18 protein-coding genes are annotated in these 16197 nt (G+C 69.9%); 12 read left to right on the forward strand and 6 right to left on the reverse strand.

Annotated features, from left to right (window positions below; genetic code table 11):
- Positions 1–144 precede the first annotated feature (144 nt).
- From ACN0TP_RS08125 to ACN0TP_RS08160, 8 genes are read left to right on the forward strand one after another with little or no spacing between them, the layout of a single operon-like run.
- Positions 145–600 (forward strand): MarR family winged helix-turn-helix transcriptional regulator, encoded by a 456-nt coding sequence (locus ACN0TP_RS08125; protein WP_417218343.1) that lies wholly within the window; start codon positions 145–147, stop codon positions 598–600.
- A complete protein-coding gene (locus ACN0TP_RS08130; protein ID WP_417218344.1) occupies positions 597–1682 on the forward strand; it encodes a polyprenyl synthetase family protein in 1086 nt (361 codons plus the stop codon). Before ACN0TP_RS08125 ends, ACN0TP_RS08130 begins: the two co-directional genes overlap by 4 nt.
- On the forward strand, positions 1679–2569 hold the full coding sequence (locus ACN0TP_RS08135; RefSeq protein ID WP_417218345.1) for a phytoene/squalene synthase family protein: 891 nt from the start codon (positions 1679–1681) through the stop codon (positions 2567–2569). The genes ACN0TP_RS08130 and ACN0TP_RS08135 overlap by 4 nt, the downstream gene beginning before the upstream one ends.
- Entirely contained in the window at positions 2569–4170 is a 1602-nt protein-coding gene (gene crtI / locus ACN0TP_RS08140; RefSeq protein WP_417218346.1) for a phytoene desaturase family protein, read from the forward strand. The genes ACN0TP_RS08135 and crtI overlap by 1 nt, the downstream gene beginning before the upstream one ends.
- A gap of 1 nt (position 4171) precedes the next feature.
- Positions 4172–4543 carry a lycopene cyclase domain-containing protein gene (locus ACN0TP_RS08145; RefSeq protein WP_417218347.1) on the forward strand — a complete coding sequence of 124 codons (372 nt, stop codon included), beginning with the start codon at positions 4172–4174 and terminating at the stop codon, positions 4541–4543.
- A complete protein-coding gene (locus ACN0TP_RS08150) occupies positions 4540–4875 on the forward strand; it encodes a hypothetical protein (RefSeq protein WP_417218348.1) in 336 nt (111 codons plus the stop codon). Before ACN0TP_RS08145 ends, ACN0TP_RS08150 begins: the two co-directional genes overlap by 4 nt.
- Positions 4872–5726 carry a prenyltransferase gene (locus ACN0TP_RS08155; protein ID WP_417218349.1) on the forward strand — a complete coding sequence of 285 codons (855 nt, stop codon included), beginning with the start codon at positions 4872–4874 and terminating at the stop codon, positions 5724–5726. Before ACN0TP_RS08150 ends, ACN0TP_RS08155 begins: the two co-directional genes overlap by 4 nt.
- Positions 5723–7156 carry a cryptochrome/photolyase family protein gene (locus ACN0TP_RS08160; RefSeq protein ID WP_417218350.1) on the forward strand — a complete coding sequence of 478 codons (1434 nt, stop codon included), beginning with the start codon at positions 5723–5725 and terminating at the stop codon, positions 7154–7156. Before ACN0TP_RS08155 ends, ACN0TP_RS08160 begins: the two co-directional genes overlap by 4 nt.
- Positions 7157–7180: 24 nt before the next feature.
- On the opposite strand, the gene ACN0TP_RS08165 is transcribed toward ACN0TP_RS08160, so the two are convergent.
- From ACN0TP_RS08165 to ACN0TP_RS08175, 3 genes are read right to left on the reverse strand one after another with little or no spacing between them, the layout of a single operon-like run.
- Positions 7181–8713, reverse strand: coding sequence for an APC family permease (locus tag ACN0TP_RS08165; protein WP_417218351.1), 1533 nt, complete (start codon positions 8711–8713; stop codon positions 7181–7183).
- A 9-nt stretch (positions 8714–8722) separates the two neighbouring features.
- A complete protein-coding gene (locus ACN0TP_RS08170) occupies positions 8723–9607 on the reverse strand; it encodes a universal stress protein (protein WP_417218352.1) in 885 nt (294 codons plus the stop codon).
- 3 nt (positions 9608–9610) lie between these two features.
- The gene (locus ACN0TP_RS08175) at positions 9611–10972 is read right to left on the reverse strand and encodes a flavin monoamine oxidase family protein (protein ID WP_417218353.1); all 1362 of its coding nucleotides are present in this window, start codon (positions 10970–10972) and stop codon (positions 9611–9613) included.
- A 113-nt stretch (positions 10973–11085) separates the two neighbouring features.
- Between ACN0TP_RS08175 and ACN0TP_RS08180 the strand changes: the two genes are divergently transcribed.
- The 4 genes from ACN0TP_RS08180 to ACN0TP_RS08195 all read left to right on the forward strand — a co-directional run bounded on the left by ACN0TP_RS08180 (position 11086) and on the right by ACN0TP_RS08195 (position 14133).
- Positions 11086–11760 carry a TetR/AcrR family transcriptional regulator gene (locus tag ACN0TP_RS08180; RefSeq protein WP_417218354.1) on the forward strand — a complete coding sequence of 225 codons (675 nt, stop codon included), beginning with the start codon at positions 11086–11088 and terminating at the stop codon, positions 11758–11760.
- 95 nt (positions 11761–11855) lie between these two features.
- Positions 11856–12752, forward strand: coding sequence for an endonuclease/exonuclease/phosphatase family protein (locus ACN0TP_RS08185; RefSeq protein ID WP_417218355.1), 897 nt, complete (start codon positions 11856–11858; stop codon positions 12750–12752).
- Positions 12740–13369, forward strand: a complete 630-nt coding sequence (locus ACN0TP_RS08190; RefSeq protein WP_417218356.1) for a hypothetical protein — start codon at positions 12740–12742, stop codon at positions 13367–13369. Before ACN0TP_RS08185 ends, ACN0TP_RS08190 begins: the two co-directional genes overlap by 13 nt.
- Positions 13366–14133 (forward strand): glycosyltransferase, encoded by a 768-nt coding sequence (locus ACN0TP_RS08195; protein ID WP_417218357.1) that lies wholly within the window; start codon positions 13366–13368, stop codon positions 14131–14133. Before ACN0TP_RS08190 ends, ACN0TP_RS08195 begins: the two co-directional genes overlap by 4 nt.
- Here the strand turns inward: ACN0TP_RS08195 and ACN0TP_RS08200 are convergent.
- From ACN0TP_RS08200 to ACN0TP_RS08210, 3 genes are all read right to left on the reverse strand, one after another.
- A complete protein-coding gene (locus ACN0TP_RS08200) occupies positions 14130–14540 on the reverse strand; it encodes a hypothetical protein (RefSeq protein ID WP_417218358.1) in 411 nt (136 codons plus the stop codon). The two genes, ACN0TP_RS08195 and ACN0TP_RS08200, sit on opposite strands and share 4 nt — an antisense overlap.
- Before the next feature lie 146 nt (positions 14541–14686).
- On the reverse strand, positions 14687–15187 hold the full coding sequence (locus ACN0TP_RS08205; RefSeq protein ID WP_417218359.1) for a DUF456 domain-containing protein: 501 nt from the start codon (positions 15185–15187) through the stop codon (positions 14687–14689).
- A gap of 43 nt (positions 15188–15230) precedes the next feature.
- The gene (locus ACN0TP_RS08210; RefSeq protein WP_417218360.1) at positions 15231–16004 is read right to left on the reverse strand and encodes a SurA N-terminal domain-containing protein; all 774 of its coding nucleotides are present in this window, start codon (positions 16002–16004) and stop codon (positions 15231–15233) included.
- Between the last annotated feature and the right edge of the window lie 193 nt (positions 16005–16197).

Consider the following 16197-nt stretch of genomic DNA (forward strand, 5'->3'; position numbering starts at 1 on the left):
CCATTCCCTGCCTTTTCGATCGGAACCGATGTCGACTCGACTTTTGAGCGTCTGTGGATCAGTATGTAGCTAGATTATCTGATTATCAATATTGGGGTGGACAAAATGGCAGACAGCATCCCCTCCGGCAGAGGACGGCCCCCGATGCACCCAGCGTCGGTCCTGCTGCGCAAGATCCTGGTGCTCAACGACACGGTCGAATACCGGATGCGCGTCCACCTGAAGACCAACGACACCGATTTCCAGGCGATGCAGCACCTCCTCCAGACCGGGCCGCTCAGTCCGTCCGCGTTGGCCACCCAGCTCCACCTGACGACGGCGGCGGTCACCAGCGTGATCGACCGCCTGGTGCAGGCAGGCCATGTCCGCCGTGTCCCCCACCCCTCGGACCGCCGGCGCATCGTCGTCGAGCCGACGGAGTCCTCCATCCGCGAGGCGATGGCCCAGCTCATGCCCATGATCCTGACCACGGATTCCCTGGTCAAGGGCATGGACGAGGCAGGACAAGATGCCGTGGTCGCCTACCTGGACGGGGTGGTGGCATCCATGCAGGACCGCATCGATTCCATGACCGCAGCCGCCGAAGGGACCTCGAGATGAACCGCCAATCCGCGACCGCCGTCCCCCCGGTGGCGGCGCCGCCTGAGGAGCAGGCGTACCGCTCCGCGGTGCGCGCGGTCCTGGCCGCCGAGGCAGCGTCCGCCCTCGGATACGCCGGCCATGACACGAGCCGCTTCAGCCGGCTCTGGGACCGCCTCGCGGAGAGCCTGGCCGGCGGGAAACTCACCCGGCCCCACCTGGTCCATCTCTCCTACCGCGCCTTCGGCGGCAGCGATGCGGCCGCCGTCGCAACGCTCGGCGCCGCCTTCGAGATGCTGCACGCCTCCTTGCTGATCCACGACGACGTGATCGACCGCGACCTGGTCCGCCGCGGCCGCCCCACACTGGGTGCCCGCTATCGCGCCGACGCCCTGGCCGCGGGCCTGCACGAGGACACGGCACACCACGTTGGCAATTCGGCGGCGCTGATCGGCGGCGATGTCCTGCTGGCCGGATCGATCCGGTTGGCGGCGCGCGCCGGGGCGGCCACGGGCACCACCGAGGCGGTCCTGGAAGTGATGCATGCCGCCGTCCTGGCCGCCGCCGCCGGGGAACTCGACGATCTGGTCTTCTCCTACGAGGACTCCGACATCAGCGTGGACCAGGTGCTGGACATGGAGCGGCTGAAGACCGCCTCCTACTCCTTCGAGGCCCCCCTGCGCGCCGGGGCCCTGCTGGCCGGCAGCACCGCCGAGGACGCTGACCGCCTGGGGTCGATCGGCCAAACCATCGGCATCGCCTACCAGGTCATCGACGACGTGCTGGGCACCTTCGGTGATCCCGAGCTGACCGGCAAGTCCATCGACTCGGATCTGCTCTCGGACAAGCGCACCATCCTGGGGGCCTTTGCGGCCACCGACGACGCCTACCTCGCAGCACACCGCGCCTACCACCGCGGCGAGGCGGGCCTCGAGGACGTCCGGGCGGCCCTGCGCGCCGCCGGGGCCGAAGAGGCGGCACGGCGGCTGGCCCACCGCCTCGTGCGCCACGCACTCGCCGACGCGGAGGACGTCGCCCCGTCCCCCCGGCTCGTCCACGACCTCGCCGCCGTCTGCACCCTCGTTCTGGAGCGCACCAAATGACCCTTCCCCTCCGCCCCTTGCCCCGGTACAGCGATGCCGCCAGCCGCAGCGCCGGCGTCGTGATCTCCCGGTATTCGACCTCCTTTGGGCTGGCCTGCCGGCTCCTGGGCCCGGCCGCACGGCAGGACGTGGAGAACATCTATGCCATGGTCCGGGTCGCCGACGAGGCGGTCGACGGGGCCGCGGCGGAGGCCGGGCTGGATGCCCACGCCGTGGCCGCCCAACTCCAGCGCATGGAACACGAGGTGGAAAGCGCCCTGGAGGTCGGCTACAGCACGAACATGGTGGTGCACGCGTTCGCCGTCACTGCCCGGCGCCACGGCATTTCCACCGACCTGACGCGCCCCTTCTTCGACTCCATGCGGGCCGACCTGACGGTGGCCCAGCATGATGATGCCTCGCTGGAGGGATACATCTACGGTTCCGCCGAGGTCGTGGGGCTCATGTGCCTGCGGGTATTCCGCTCCATGCCCGGTGCAACGGCAGGGCACGACGGCGAATTGGAAGCCGCCGCACGCAGCCTCGGGTCGGCCTTCCAAAAGGTCAACTTCCTGCGCGACCTGGCGGCGGACCGCGACGAGCTGGGGCGGCAGTACCTGGAGACCTCGGCCGGTTCGGCGTTCGACGACGCGGCCAAGAGCACCGTGATCGCGCAGATCCGCAGCGAGCTGGCCGTGGCCGAGACCGCCTTCCCGCTGCTGGCGCCCGGGGCCCGACGGGCGGTGTCGCTGGCCCATGGGCTGTTCGCGGCTCTGGTGGACCGGCTGGATGCCGTCCCGGCGCGGGAATTGCTCCGGCGCCGGGTCCGCGTCAGCGGCCCCGGCAAGGCAGCCGTCCTCCTACGGGTGGCCACGTCCTTCCCGGTGCGCCAGGACCGGAGCGCCTGATGGCGCGCATCACGGTGGTCGGGGGCGGCATCGCGGGGCTGGCCAGCGCCGGACTGCTGGCCAGGGACGGCCACGAGGTCACGCTGCTGGAGCGCTCCAGCGGACTCGGCGGGCGGGCCGGCCGGTATGCCGCCGACGGGTTCAGCTTCGACACGGGCCCCTCCTGGTACCTCATGCCGGAGGTCATCGACCATTGGTTCCGCCTGATGGGCACCAGTGCCGCCGAGCAGCTGGACCTGGTCCCTCTCGCCCCGGCCTACCGGACCTGGTTCCAGGGCCACGCCGCGCCGATCGACGTCCATTCGGGCCGGGCCGCGGCCACGTCCGTCTTCGAGGCGATGGACCCCGGCTCCGGAGAGCGGCTCGGGTCCTACCTCGACTCGGCGGCCCAGACCTACCAGATGGCCAAGGAGCATTTCCTCTACGACGATTTCCAGGACAAGCGAGGCCTGCTGCATCCGCAGGTGCTGCGGCGCGGCCTGCGCCTGGCCGGCCTGCTCGGCACCCCCTTGGCCCGCTTCATCGGCCGGCGCTTCCGCGATCCGCGCCAGCGCCAGCTCTTGGGGTATCCGGCCGTCTTCCTCGGCACCGACCCCTACCGGGCGCCGGCGATGTACCACCTCATGAGCCATCTGGATCTGGCCGACGGGGTGCTGTACCCCCAGGGCGGATTCGCCGCGGTGGTCGATGCCCTGGCCCGCACCGCACGCGCCGCCGGCGCCGAGATCCGCACCTCGTCCACGGTGACGCACATCGAGACCGCCGATGCACCGGCACCCGGCCGCTGGCCAGCGCAGGTTTCCCGGCGCAGGTCTGCCGTCCGGTCGGTGGGGTATGCCGACGCCACCGGGGCGGCGCATGTGGTTCCCGCCGACGTCGTGGTGGCGGCCGCCGACCTGCACCACGTGGAGACGACGTTGCTTCCGCGCAAGCGCCAAACACACCCCGAACGCGTGTGGTCCCGCCGCGATCCCGGGCCCAGCGCGGTCCTCGTCTGCCTGGGTGTGCGCGGGCCGCTGGAGCGTCTGGCCCACCACAACCTGTTGTTCACCGCAGACTGGAAGGACAACTTCGGGCGCATCCGCGCCGGAAACGACCTGTCCCCGGAAACCTCCATCTACGTCTGCCGGCCCAGCGCCACCGACCCCGGCGTGGCGCCCGCCGGCTCCGAGAACCTGTTCATCCTGGTCCCCGCGCCGGCGCTGCCGCAATGGGGTGCCGGCGGCCCCCACGGAACCGGGTCCGCGCGGGTGGAGGCCGTGGCCGATGCGGCCATCGACCAACTGGCCGCCTGGTCCGGGGAAACCGACCTCCGCGCGCGCATCACCACCCGGCGGACCTACGGTCCGGCCGACTTCGAACAGGACGTCAATGCGTGGCGGGGCAGCGCGCTCGGCGCCGCCCACACCCTGCGGCAAAGTGCCTTCCTGCGCCCGGGCATCCGCAGCCGGCAGGTGCAGGGGCTGCTCTACGCGGGCAGTTCGGTACGTCCGGGAGTCGGCGTGCCCATGTGCCTGATCAGCGCCGAACTGGTGCTCAAGGCGGTGCGCGGCGACCGGCGGACCGGCCCGCTGCCCGAACCCGCCATGGACGGCAGCTGACATGCTCTACCTGCTCCTGCTGCTGCTCCTGCTGGGCTGCATGGCACTACTCGACGCACGGTTCCGGCTCTTCTTCTGGGCACGGCCCGTGCCCGCGGCCCTCGTCACGGTGCTGGGGCTCGGCTACTTCCTCGCCTGGGACCTCTCGGCCATCTCCTCCGGCCTCTTCCTGCATCGCGAGTCGCCGTTGATGACCGGAATCATGCTCGGCCCCGAGCTGCCGCTGGAGGAACCGGTCTTCCTGCTGTTCCTGGTCTACCAGGCCATGGTGCTCTTTACCGGGTCCCTGTCCTGGCTGCGCCACGCCCGCCACCGGCGACCGGTGCCCGGCGAGGCCGGGCCCGTGCCCACCGGCAAGGTCCGGGGCCAGTGAACGCCTACGCAGCCGTGAATGGCGCCTTCCTGGCCCTGGCCCTGCTGGCCTTCGGGGCCGCGGCCCTGCGCGGGCGAATCCACCACCGGGTCCTCGGTGCCGTGGGCATCACCCTGGGCTCCCTGTTGGTGCTCACGGCCATCTTCGACAATGTCATGATCGGGGCAGGGTTGTTCACCTACTCCACAGAAACCTTGGAGGGCCTGCTCGTGGGTCTCGCACCGGTGGGCGACTTCGCCTACCCCGTCGGCGCGGCCATCCTGCTGCCCTCGGCCTGGCTGTTGCTCACCGTCCGGACCACCCGGGCATCCCCCGACAGGAAGGATCCATGATCGACCTGCTGCTCACCTCACGGCCCGTGTCCTGGGTCAACACGGCCTACCCCTTCGCCGCCGCCTACCTGATCTCCACGGGCGGCATTTCCTGGGTGCTGGTGGTCGGGACACTGTTCTTCCTCATCCCCTACAACCTGGCCATGTACGGGATCAACGACGTGTTCGACTACGAATCAGACCTCCGCAATCCGCGCAAGGGTGGTGCCGAGGGCGCCGTCGTCGACCGTTCGCGGCATCGGGGCATCCTCTGGGCCTCCGCCCTGACCACCGTGCCCTTCGCCGTCGTCCTGGCGACCCAGGGCGGCGTGGCGGCCAACCTGGTGCTGCTCCTGTCCCTGGCCGCCGTCCTGGCCTACAGCGCCCCCCGGCTGCGATTCAAGGAACGGTCGTTCCTGGATTCGATGACCTCCAGCACGCACTTCGTCTCCCCGGCCGTCTACGGCCTGCTCCTAGGCGGCGCCGAGTTCACCGGCGGGCTGTGGTGCCTGGTGGCCGCCTACTTCCTGTGGGGCATGGCCAGCCACGCCTTCGGCGCCGTGCAGGACATCGTGCCGGACCGCGAGACGGGCCTGGGCTCCGTGGGCACGGTGCTCGGCGCCCGGGCAACGGTCCTCGCGGCAGTGGTGGCCTATGCCGCCGCCGGCCTGCTCATGCTCGGCACCGCCTGGCCCGGCCCGTTGGCCGGACTCCTGGCCCTTCCCTACCTGGCCAATGTCCTGCCCTTCCTGGGCGTGGACGACGCCGGTTCCGGCGCCGCCAACCGCGGATGGCGGCGCTTCCTCTGGTTGAACTACGTGACCGGTTTCGCGGTGACCCTGCTCCTGATCTGGTACGTGGTGATCCGATGACCTCCATCATGTGGTTCCGCGACGACCTGCGCCTCGCCGACAACCCCGCCCTGACGGCAGCCGTCCAGGACGGCTCGCCCGTCGCCCTGTACATACTCGACGAGGAGTCCGAAGGCATCCGGCCCCATGGGGCGGCGGCGCGCTGGTGGCTGCACCAGGCGCTCGCCGGGCTGCGCACGGCCCTCGCGGAGACGGGGATCGAGCTGGTGCTGCGCCGCGGCCCCGCGGACCAGGTCATGGCCGGCCTGGTCCGCGACGTGGAGCCGACGGGCGTGTACTGGAACCGCCGCTACGGTTCGGCCGAACGCGCCGTGGATGCCCGCATCAAGGAGGACCTGCGGGGCTGCGGCGTCCACGCCGAGAGCTTCCAGGGCTCCTTGCTGCACGAACCGTGGACCATCCAGACCGGGCAAGGCCACCACTACCGGGTGTTCACCCCGTTTTGGAACCGGCTGAGGGAGCACGACTTCCGCCAGCCGCTGGACGCCCCTCAGTGCGCAGGCCACCATGCCGGGAGCGGGCGAGAGGCCGTCTCCGGCGACGAGCTGGAGGACTGGAACCTGGTGCCGGCCTCGGCCCGGTGGCCGGACAAGCTGGCCCGGCACTGGACCGTGGGCGAGGCAGCGGCCTTGTCGGCCGTCGAGGATTTCGCCGACGGCCCGCTCCAGGACTATGCGGAAGGCCACGATTTCCCCGGCATCACCGGAACAAGCCGGCTGTCGCCGTACCTGCGGTGGGGCCATATCAGCCCCTTCCAGCTCTGGCACGCCCTCTCATCGCGACCCGGGCCCGTGTCAGGGGGCGCGATGGCCTACCTGCGCCAGCTGGGATGGCGGGAATTCTGCTGGCACCTGCTGTACCACCACCCGCAGTTGGCTACGCGGAACCTCCGCCCCGCCTTCGACGGCTTCCCCTGGCGGTGGCCGGACAGTCCCGGTGCCGAGACTCCGCCGTGCCTGCGGGAAGGGTCACCGGCCCCGGCAGCGGAAGCCGCCGCCACACAGGACCCGGTCGACGCATGGAAGTCCGGTTCCACCGGCATCCCGATGGTCGACGCCGGAATGCGCGAATTGTGGGAAACGGGGTGGATGCACAACCGGGTCAGGATGCTGGTCGCCAGCTTCCTGGCCAAGAACATGGGGGTGCACTGGCAGGTCGGCGAGCAGTGGTTCTGGGAGACGCTGGTCGACGCGGACGAGGCGTCCAACCCGGCGAACTGGCAGTGGGTGGCCGGCTCCGGTGCCGACGCCTCGCCGTTCTTCCGGATCTTCAACCCGAACACCCAGGCACGGCGGTTCGACGTCGGCGGAACGTACGTCAACCACTGGGTCCCCGACGCGCTGCTGCCGGGGTACCCCGAGCCGGTGGAGGATGTGGCGGCATCGCGCCGTCGTGCACTGGATGACTACCAGAGCATCCGCGAACACTAGCGCCACCAGCCCACGGCACTGCCGCTACTTCCTCCGCGTCAACGTCCTGCCGACGAAGTAGGCGGGGTGCCGCCAGCGCATGTAGAACATCACGGCGACCCCGAGGAGCAGGACCGAGACACCCAGGATGAAGACCATGCCGAGCCCGCCGATGTTGCTGCCCGAGCCATAGCCGGGGTCCATCGAGTCCACCGCGGTCTTGACGAACATGACCAGGAGGATGACCCCGCCCACCAGCGGGGCCAGCAGCTTGAAGACCACGGCGCGGGCGCTGGCGAACAGCTCGCGGCGGAAATACCAGACGCAGGCCAGTGCCGTGACGCCGTAGTAGAAGCAGATCATCATGCCCAGCGCGGTGATGGTGTCCCACAGGGCGTTCTCCGACAGCGTCCGGGTGATGACGTAGAAGACGGCAGCGGCAACTCCGGCGGTGATGGTCGCTGTCGACGGGGACTTGAAGCGCGGCGAGACCTTGCCGTAGCCCGGGGGCAGGGCCTTGTAGTAGCCCATGGCCAGGATCGTCCGCGCCGGGGAGACGAAGGTGGACTGCAGCGACGCGGCGGAGGAGGAAAGGATGGCCAGCGACATCAGGATCGCGAAGGGCCCCATCACCGGTCCGGCGAGGGCGGCGAAAATCGATTCCTGGTTCTCGGGGTTGCCGGCACCCAGGCCGGTGTCGCCAACGCCCGCGAAGGAGATGACCGAGAGCGAGACGACCATGTAGATGGCCATGATGGCCAGCACGGTCAACGTGGCGGCCCGGCCCGGGACCTTGTCCGGGTCCTTGGTCTCCTCGTTCATGGTCAGGGTGACGTCCCAGCCCCAGAAAATGAAGATGGACAACGAGACCCCGGCCGCAAAACCGGTCAGCGAACCGACGCCGAAGGGGTTGAACCACTCCCAGCTGATGGGGGTCGCGTCGAAGGCGGACCCGTTGGCCACGTGGGAGAACGCCGCAATCGCGAACCAGCCCAGCACCAGGACCTGGAAGGCGACGAGCACGTACTGGAACGATTTGGTGGTCTCGATCCCCCGGTAGGAGATCCAGCACGCCCCCGCAATGAACACCAGGGTCGTGGCGATGTTCAGCCACAGCACGTTGGTCAGCTCCGCCAGCTCGGGCCGGCCGGTGACCTGGGCCAGCATCAGGTAGAAGAAGTCCACGGCCACGGCGGCCAGGTTCGACAAGACGATGATGGTTGCGGCGATCAGCCCCCAGCCGCCCATCCACCCGATCCACGGTCCAAAGGCCCGGGTGGCCCAGGTGAACGAGGTCCCGGAGTCGGGCATCGCGGTGTTCAGTTCCCGGTAGCCCAACGCGACCAGGAGCATCGGGATGAACCCGGCGATGAAGATGGCCGGCAAATGCGTGCCGACCTCGGCGACGGTCGGGCCGAGGGCTGCGGTGAGCGTGTAGGCCGGGGCAATGCAGGACACGCCGATGACGACGGCGCCGAGCACCCCCACGGCCCCCTTGCTGAGCCCCTTCTCCCCCAGGCCCCCGGTCGTGTCCACGGCGAGGCGCCCCTGGGGGTCCCCGGATTCGATCTGCGTCATGATGCTCTCCTACGCCCCGGTGGGGGCCGGCGGCTGGTGGTCGCGCGGGACGACGACCAGCGGGACGGTCAGGGTGCGCAGCATGCGCTGCGCGGTGGCGCCCAGGAACAGGCGTCGGCGGTGGGCCAGGCGGCTGGAGCCGACGACCGCCACCTCGTCGCGCTGCCAGGGCAGCGCCTGCACGGCTTCTTCGATGTTCCGGCCCTCGGCCACCACGGTTTCGGCGTGGATCCCTGCCTCGCCCACCACGGTTGCCACGTGGTCCTGCAGCTCGGTGCGCCGAGCGGACAGCTGGGCATCATCGCCGCCATCCTGGCCCAGCAGCGAAACAATGCGCAGCCGGGCATCCCGGCGCCGGGCGGCCACGGCAGCCGTTTCGACCACGGCGAGGGCGCCGGGGCGGGTGCCCACGAAGGCGGTGACGCGCTCCAGGCCGTGGGGGATGGCCCCGCCGTCGCCGACGGGCGCCATGGCTACCGGGGTGGATGCGGAGTGCAGCAGTGCGGTGGCGACCGAGCCGGGGCCCATGCGCGCGGCGAGTTTGCCCTGCCGGCCACCGATGACGATGAGCCCGGCACCGGATTCCCGGGCCAGGTCATCCAGCCCCTCGGCTTCCGAGGCGGCGCTGCGGACCACGGCCCGTGCGGAGGTCCCGGCGGGGACCAGTTCCAGCGCCTCGGCGGCCCAGGCATCGACCTGCTCGGCGATGATGCTGCGGTAGCCGTGGTCGCCTCCGGGGTAGGTGGCGCTGAAGGGGGTGTGTTCGGGAAGGATCATGGCGAGGTCCAGGTGCGTGTCCTCCCCGCCTCCGGTGAGCCCCCCGCCCAGGGCGAGCGCGAGCTTGATGGCCTCAGCGCCTCGGGCGTCTGCGGTATACCCGACGATGTAGCGCATGCCTCAGCGCTCCCCGAGGGCGGCATCGATGCGGGCCGCGGTCCGCTGGCCCATCCGCACCGCGCCGTCCACATGCTGGTAGCCCTCGCCGGCGAGGTCGGAGGAACTGAAGTAGATGGGCCCGACCGGCTGGTGCTGGTCGGGACCGAACCGGTGCAGTCCGCCCAGGTCGTAGCTGGTGGCGTAGGCCCCCCGCGTCCACTCCTCCGCGCCGAAATCGGATTCGAAGTACACCTCGGGGGCCAGCGCCTCGTCGCCGAGGAAGGCGGCCAGGTCGGACAGGATGGCCTCGCGGCGGGCCTGGTCGCCGAGGGCGTAGAGGGCGTCGGCCTTCTCGTCCGAGACGAAGCCGACCAGGGTGCCGCGCGGGTCATCGAGCAGTGTGTTGTCGTAGACCTCCTGGACGTTGCGGGAGGGGCTGAACCCCGTGCCGGAGAGCCCCTTGTCGCGCCAGAACGGCGTCGCGTAGACGGCGTGGACCTTGATGACCAGCCCCATGGACTGGTGCTGGTGGGTCACGTGCTGGCGGCGCGGCATTGGCGGCTCGTAGGAGATGCGCGAATACAGATTTGGCGGTACGGCCAGGATGGCCTTGCGCGCCGTCACGGTGACCGTCGAGCCATGGGCGACCACACCGTCCTCGTTCCATTCGAGCCGCAGGACGGGGTTGTCCAGGTGCACCGCGTCCCCCAGGCGTTCGGCGAGCGCCTTCGAGACGCCCTGCATGGTGCCCACGATGCGCCGGTCCAGGATGAAGTCCTCGTCGACGAGGTTCGAAAAGGAGCCGGCCGATGCAGCCATGAGCAGGGCCTGGAGTGCGGAGAAGGCGTGGGCCGGCTTGGTGAGCATGCCGCCGGCGATGAACAGCCCGATGTTCGTGCAGGCCTCCTCGTTATCCGACTGGCCGCGCAACCAGTGGTGGAACGAAACGGTGTCCAGCTCCCGGGCGCGGGGGTGGGCCCACGGCTCGTCGGGATCGATCTCGGCAGCGAGCCGGTCCATCTCGGCGATGATCCGGTTCGTCTCGGCAATCGCCTCCGCACCGATCGGGAAATCCTCCCCCGTGTACTCGGTGCGGGTTCCGTCGGCGGCGATGAAGACCCCTGCCCCGTCGCGGTAGCGGGGGTAGGTGCCGATGCCCAATTCCCCGATGAGTTCGTACAGTCCGGTCTGGTCCGGGGAGATCCACTGTCCCCCCAGTTCCAGGGTCGCGCCGTCGACCTCGTCGGTCCAGGTGCGTCCGCCCACCCGGTCGCGTGCTTCGAGCACGGCGACCGTCCGGCCGGCTTGGGTGAGGGCGTGGGCTGCGGTGAGTCCGGAGGGTCCGGCGCCGATGATGACGACATCGCGGTCGATCGTTGCCATGGGTGTCTCTGCTTCCTGTCCGTGCATTATAAAATGAATAGAGTTCATTTACTAGAATGATGATAGGACTAAAGCACAGGTTTGTGAAGTGGAACACGGCAAGGAGTTTTCTGGTGGGATCGGCGACGGACACCGGGCCGGCGGCCCCCGCCCCCCGGCGAAAGGCCGGACGGCCCCGCGGCGAACTGCTCAACCGCACCAAGATCGCCGCTGCGGCGGTGCGGTTCGTCGGCGACCGCGGCTACGAGGCGCTGACCATGTCCGCCCTGGCCAGGGCCTTGGGCGTCTCCGCCTCGGCCCTCTACAACCACGTGGACTCGAAACAGGACGTGCTGCAGCTGGTCCAGGACCGGGTCATGGACGACGTCGACTGTTCCGGGTTCTCCGGCCTCCCCCTCCACGAGGCGCTGCGCCGCTGGGCGTGGTCCTACCGGGAGGTCTTCGCGCGGCATGCACCGCTGGTGCCGGTCATTGCCGTGCTGCCGGTCTCGGGATCCCCCCGGACGCTGCGGATGTACGAGGAGGTGGCTGCCGGCTTCGCCCGGGCCGGCTGGGCGAGGGAACGGGTCATCCCGGCCATCGTGGCGTTGGAATCGTTCATCTTCGGCTCGGCGCTCGACGCGGTGGCGCCCCAGGACATCTTCGAGGTGGGCCACCTGGCCGGGGAGGTCCCGGCGTTCGCCGCGGCGGTGCACAGCCAGAAGGCCTCGGTCCAGGATCCGGCCGAGGATGCGTTCGAGTATGGCCTGGAGGCCCTGCTGCGGGGATTGCTGGCTGCCGACGGCTGACCGGTCCGGGCGATGGCACCCCACCGTGCCCGGGCGGGGCCCGGCTGGTAGCGTGGCGCTTGATCCGCCGTATTAGCCGCCCCCCTGGAGTCGCCGTGTCCGTGCCGTTCAGGTCGTTCGATCCTGACGCCACCGTGCGACCGCTCGTGGGAGAGGCCCGGGCCCCGGAGCTGCACCTCATGACCTGGAACATCCGCCGCCGCATGCCGCGGTGGTGGCTCCCAGCGGCGGATCGGTGGACAGGCCGCCGGCCCCTGTTCCACCGCGTGCTGGCCGCCGAGCGGCCCAGCATCCTGGGCTTGCAGGAAGTGATGCCGGGCCAATCCGAGGACATCCAGTCCATGATCGGCCCCGATTATGCCCTCGTGGGCAGCGGCCGCTCCGCCACCGGCGGCGGCGAACGGTGCGAAGTGCACTATGACACGCGGCGGCTACGGCTCCTCGCGGCCGAAACCTGGTGGCTCTCGGCGCGTCCCGGCGAACCGGGCTCGCGCTCCTTCGGCAACCTGGTGCCGCGCCTGGTCATCCAGACCCGCCTCGAGGATCTCCGGACCGGCATCCGCTTCAACGTGCTGACCGTGCAGCTTGACCACCTGAGCCGCCGGTCACGCGCCCTCTCGGCGGACCTGCTCCGGCGACGGGTCGGCGACCTGGACGGGCCCACCGTGGTGATGGGCGATTTCAACGACGACGCCCACTCCGGATTGCACCGCCGGCTCGCCGATGGCCGCCTGCTGCAGGACGTCCTCGCGCTGGCCGGTCCCCGGGCAGGAGCCGAGTCCGCGACCTACACCAGGTACCGCCCGCCCCGGCCCACGGGGCGACGGCTGGATTGGATCCTCGTGACGCCAACGGCAACCGTCAGCGCGGCGGCGGTCAACGCCGTCCGCATCGGCGGCAGGGCCGCATCGGACCACGAACCGGTCAACGCGGTCCTGGCCTGGGACGCACCGGCCCATGAACGTGGGGGGAGCCGGCCATGGATCGCCTGATCCCGGCCTTCCTGCGGCGCCCGGAATCCCCCGCGGCCCGGGTAGCCGACGGCGTGCGCCTCCTGGCGGCTGCCAGCGTCGTGGCGGCCGCGCTGGGCTGGGGGTGGATCCAGTTCGCCGTCTTCATGCTGGCCCTGCTCGCCGCACTGGTCCCGCGGGCCCTGGCCTTCCCCAGCGCCCTGGACATTGCCACGGGGACCACGGCCCTGGTCGCCGCGTGGAGCAATGTGCTGGACCTCTACGAAACCGTTCCCGGCTGGGACAAGCTCATCCACGCCACGCTGGGAGGACTCGTGGCCCTGCTGGCCGTCACGCTGGCCCAACGCGCCGGCGTTGCCCCCGCAGCCGGCGACCGCAGGGCCGTACCGCTGCTGCTCACCCTGGCCGTGGCCTTCGGCCTGGCAACGGGGGCGGTGTGGGAAATGCTCGAGTGGGCGGGGCACACCTACATCGATCCCGGGGTGCATGTCGGATACGACGACACCATCGGCGATCTGGCGGCCGATGGATTCGGTTCCCTGGTCGCGGGCCTGGTCTGGTTCCCCCAGCGCCGGTCGCCCGGACGCCACCCGGGGGCCCGAACCGCTGCCGGTCGTTCCGGCGCACCGCGGCCATGACGGCGACACAGGGGCCGGGGTCCACGCTGCCCACGGTCAGCGTGGTCATTCCGGTCAAGGACGACGCCGAAAAGCTGCGCCAGTGCCTCGCTGCCCTTGGCCAGCAGGATCCCGCCGCCCACGAGGTCATCGTGGTGGACAACGCGTCGCACGACGACAGTGCCGGGGTCGCCCGGGCGGCCGGGGCACGCGTGGTCGAGGAGCCACGGGCCGGCATCGGCATCGCCAGCGCCGCGGGCTACAACGCGGCCAGCGGGGAGGTCATCGCGCGCCTGGACGCCGATTCCGTCCCGGGCCCCGGGTGGGTCGCCGCCGTGGCACGGCCGTTCGCGGCCGATCCGGATCTGGACGCCATCACCGGCCCGGCGCGGTTCAACGACGGACCGGCGTTCCTGCGCTGGCCGGCGCTGCTGGCCTACCTTGTCCCCTACTTTGCCTTGACCGGGCTGGCCCTGGGGCACACGCCGCTGTTCGGGTCCAACATGGCCTTTCGCCGGGGGGCATGGCGCGGGGTCCGCGGGAGCCTGCACCTGGATGACTGGCTGGTGCACGACGACGTGGACCTCTCCTTCCACCTCGGGGTCGCGCACACGCTGCGCTTCTGCCCGTCCGTCGCGGTCGCCATCTCGATGCGCCCGTTCTCCGACGGTGGCGGGCTCCTGCGTCTGCGGCGGGGATTCCATACCGTTTTCCTGCATTGGCCCGAGGAGGCACCGTGGCGCCGATTCATCCGCCGCATCCGGCGCCGGGCCGGCTCGTCCTAGTAGCCGGGGTTGGCCATGACCGCGTGGAGCATCTCCGAGTTCCCGGAGGTATACGTCAGCCAGAGGATCCCGCCGGTGAGTGCCAGGACGACACCGCCCCAGATGGCGCCGATTTTGGCCAGGAAACGGGCCTCGTCGCGCTTGATCCCGAGCCTGTCGGCCTTGAAGTCGTCGGTCAGCCGGCCGATGCGGGCGACCGGGAAGTCAGTGACCCGGGGGCTCATGTCGACCAGGGAGTTCGCGGCCCAATCGGTGCTGCCGCCGTGCAGGCGGGCAATGGTGATGTCGTGCTTGCGGTTCTGCCGGAGTTCGGCGATGCGGTCGCCATGGCGCGCCAACAGGATGTCCTCGCCCACATGCATGACCTTCGAGATCCCGAAGCCCTGGCGTGCTGGCGCGACCCGCATGGCGTCACTCCTCCCGGCGGCCCCTGCCGCACCTTGTGAAAATTTTCCTTTGAAACCAAGGTACGTCCGCCCCCGGACCACAACATAGGACGGGGGCCACTAAGCGGCCAATCTCACACGGGGGTGTGGCGCACGCCGCCGCCGAATCAGCGGGTGGCGAAGTGCCAGATGAGCCCGATGGTCCACACCGATCCGGCCAGTGCCGCACAACCGAACTCGATGAGGATGCCCAGGCCCGTCGCTTTCAGCGTCGCGATACTGGCCCGCAGCGCCGCGGGGAGGTCACGTCGTCGAACCAGTTCCGCCACCAGCAGCCCGACACCGAATCCGGCAAAGAGGCCCACCACGGGGATCAGGAACATTCCGGCAATGCCCGCCCCCACCGCGGCCAGTATCGTGCCACCGGGGATCTGCTGGCGTTTCATGCTGCGGCCCGTCAGGACCGCCGAGGCGGACCATCCCACCGCTGCCAGGGCCATGCCGATGCCCGCGCATGTCCACGCGGCCGGGCCGCCGAGGATCCAGGCCCATCCGAACAGCGTGAGGATCGTCAGCAGGCTGCCGGGCAGCACCGGGTACACCGTGCCGGCCACGGAAACGACCAGCAAAAGGCCGGCGATGATGGAAACCAGGATCTGTGTGTCCACGACCCCAGTCTGCCAGCACCACCGGCCCGAAGGCGTTCAGCGGTCAGAGGTTGACCTTGACGTCGCCTTCCTTCTTGAGCTTCTCGACCAGGGTTGCCGTGGCCTGGTTTTCCTTCTGCTGCTCGACCTGCTTCTTGAGCTGCGGCTTCACGTCCTCGTACTTCGGCATGGTCGTTCCGGAACCGCCACTGGCGCCGCCCTGCTGGGCCTGGGCCTCCTTGGCCTGCTTGTAGGCGGCCTTCAGCTCCTTCTCGCTGGCGGTGAAGGTGCCGAGCTCCTTCTTGATGACACCTTCGACCTCGACCTGCTTCTTGAGCTGCTCGTCGACGGTCTTGCGCTCCATGCCCTGCTTCTTCAGCGCGGCCAGGAACTCCTTGGAGTCCATCTTGTTGGTTTTCGCCGCGGCGGCGAGGGCCTTGTCCATGTCGGCCTTGGTGGCCGTCAGGCCGGTCTTCTCCGCGCGCTGCACCAGCAGCTCGGAGCCGACCATCCCCTCGACGGCCTGCTTCTTCAGTTCGGTCTGGTCGGAGACGTCCTGGCCGGACATCTGCGCCTGCATCGCCGCCTGCTGGAACTGGCTCTTGTAGACGCTGGTGAATTCGTCCTTGGTGATGTCCTGGCCATTGACCGTGGCCACCACATCCGGAACACCCTTCAGGTCCGGCGACGGCGCGGCAGCCTGCTCGCTGCCGCTGGCCTGCGAGGAGGGCGCCTGCGAGGACCCGGCGGCCTCGTCGTTTCCACCGCTGCCGCACGCAGTGACCACGGAAAGGGACCCCACCAATGCCAGTGCGGCCAACATCTTCTTCTTGTTCACGTGCTACCTCCTGAGGTATTCGAATCCCGACGAGGCTAGCAACGCGACCTGAACGGAGTCTGGACATGGCGCCCAAAACGGCAGTTTTACGCTCTCGGCCAACCCCGGAACCGCCCAAGGGTACCGGGAGTTGGGCAGGCCAGACGTGGAACAGGCAGGGGAGCCGCGCACCCGAGGGCACGACCAACTCACA

Origin of the sequence: Arthrobacter sp., from assembly GCF_048266065.1 — a bacterium.
Taxonomy (GTDB): Bacteria; Actinomycetota; Actinomycetes; order Actinomycetales; family Micrococcaceae; genus Arthrobacter_H.

What these genes read in the sequence shown, in the direction of transcription:
- ACN0TP_RS08125 (WP_417218343.1), top strand. Translation starts at nt 145, where the DNA reads ATGCACCCAGCGTCGGTCCTGCTGCGCAAGATCCTGGTGCTCAACGAC.
- ACN0TP_RS08130 (WP_417218344.1), top strand. Translation starts at nt 597, where the DNA reads ATGAACCGCCAATCCGCGACCGCCGTCCCCCCGGTGGCGGCGCCGCCT.
- ACN0TP_RS08135 (WP_417218345.1), top strand. Translation starts at nt 1,679, where the DNA reads ATGACCCTTCCCCTCCGCCCCTTGCCCCGGTACAGCGATGCCGCCAGC.
- crtI (WP_417218346.1), top strand. Translation starts at nt 2,569, where the DNA reads ATGGCGCGCATCACGGTGGTCGGGGGCGGCATCGCGGGGCTGGCCAGC.
- ACN0TP_RS08145 (WP_417218347.1), top strand. Translation starts at nt 4,172, where the DNA reads ATGCTCTACCTGCTCCTGCTGCTGCTCCTGCTGGGCTGCATGGCACTA.
- ACN0TP_RS08155 (WP_417218349.1), top strand. Translation starts at nt 4,872, where the DNA reads ATGATCGACCTGCTGCTCACCTCACGGCCCGTGTCCTGGGTCAACACG.
- ACN0TP_RS08160 (WP_417218350.1), top strand. Translation starts at nt 5,723, where the DNA reads ATGACCTCCATCATGTGGTTCCGCGACGACCTGCGCCTCGCCGACAAC.
- ACN0TP_RS08165 (WP_417218351.1), bottom strand. Translation starts at nt 8,713, where the DNA reads ATGACGCAGATCGAATCCGGGGACCCCCAGGGGCGCCTCGCCGTGGAC.
- ACN0TP_RS08170 (WP_417218352.1), bottom strand. Translation starts at nt 9,607, where the DNA reads ATGCGCTACATCGTCGGGTATACCGCAGACGCCCGAGGCGCTGAGGCC.
- ACN0TP_RS08175 (WP_417218353.1), bottom strand. Translation starts at nt 10,972, where the DNA reads ATGGCAACGATCGACCGCGATGTCGTCATCATCGGCGCCGGACCCTCC.
- ACN0TP_RS08190 (WP_417218356.1), top strand. Translation starts at nt 12,740, where the DNA reads ATGGATCGCCTGATCCCGGCCTTCCTGCGGCGCCCGGAATCCCCCGCG.
- ACN0TP_RS08195 (WP_417218357.1), top strand. Translation starts at nt 13,366, where the DNA reads ATGACGGCGACACAGGGGCCGGGGTCCACGCTGCCCACGGTCAGCGTG.
- ACN0TP_RS08200 (WP_417218358.1), bottom strand. Translation starts at nt 14,540, where the DNA reads ATGCGGGTCGCGCCAGCACGCCAGGGCTTCGGGATCTCGAAGGTCATG.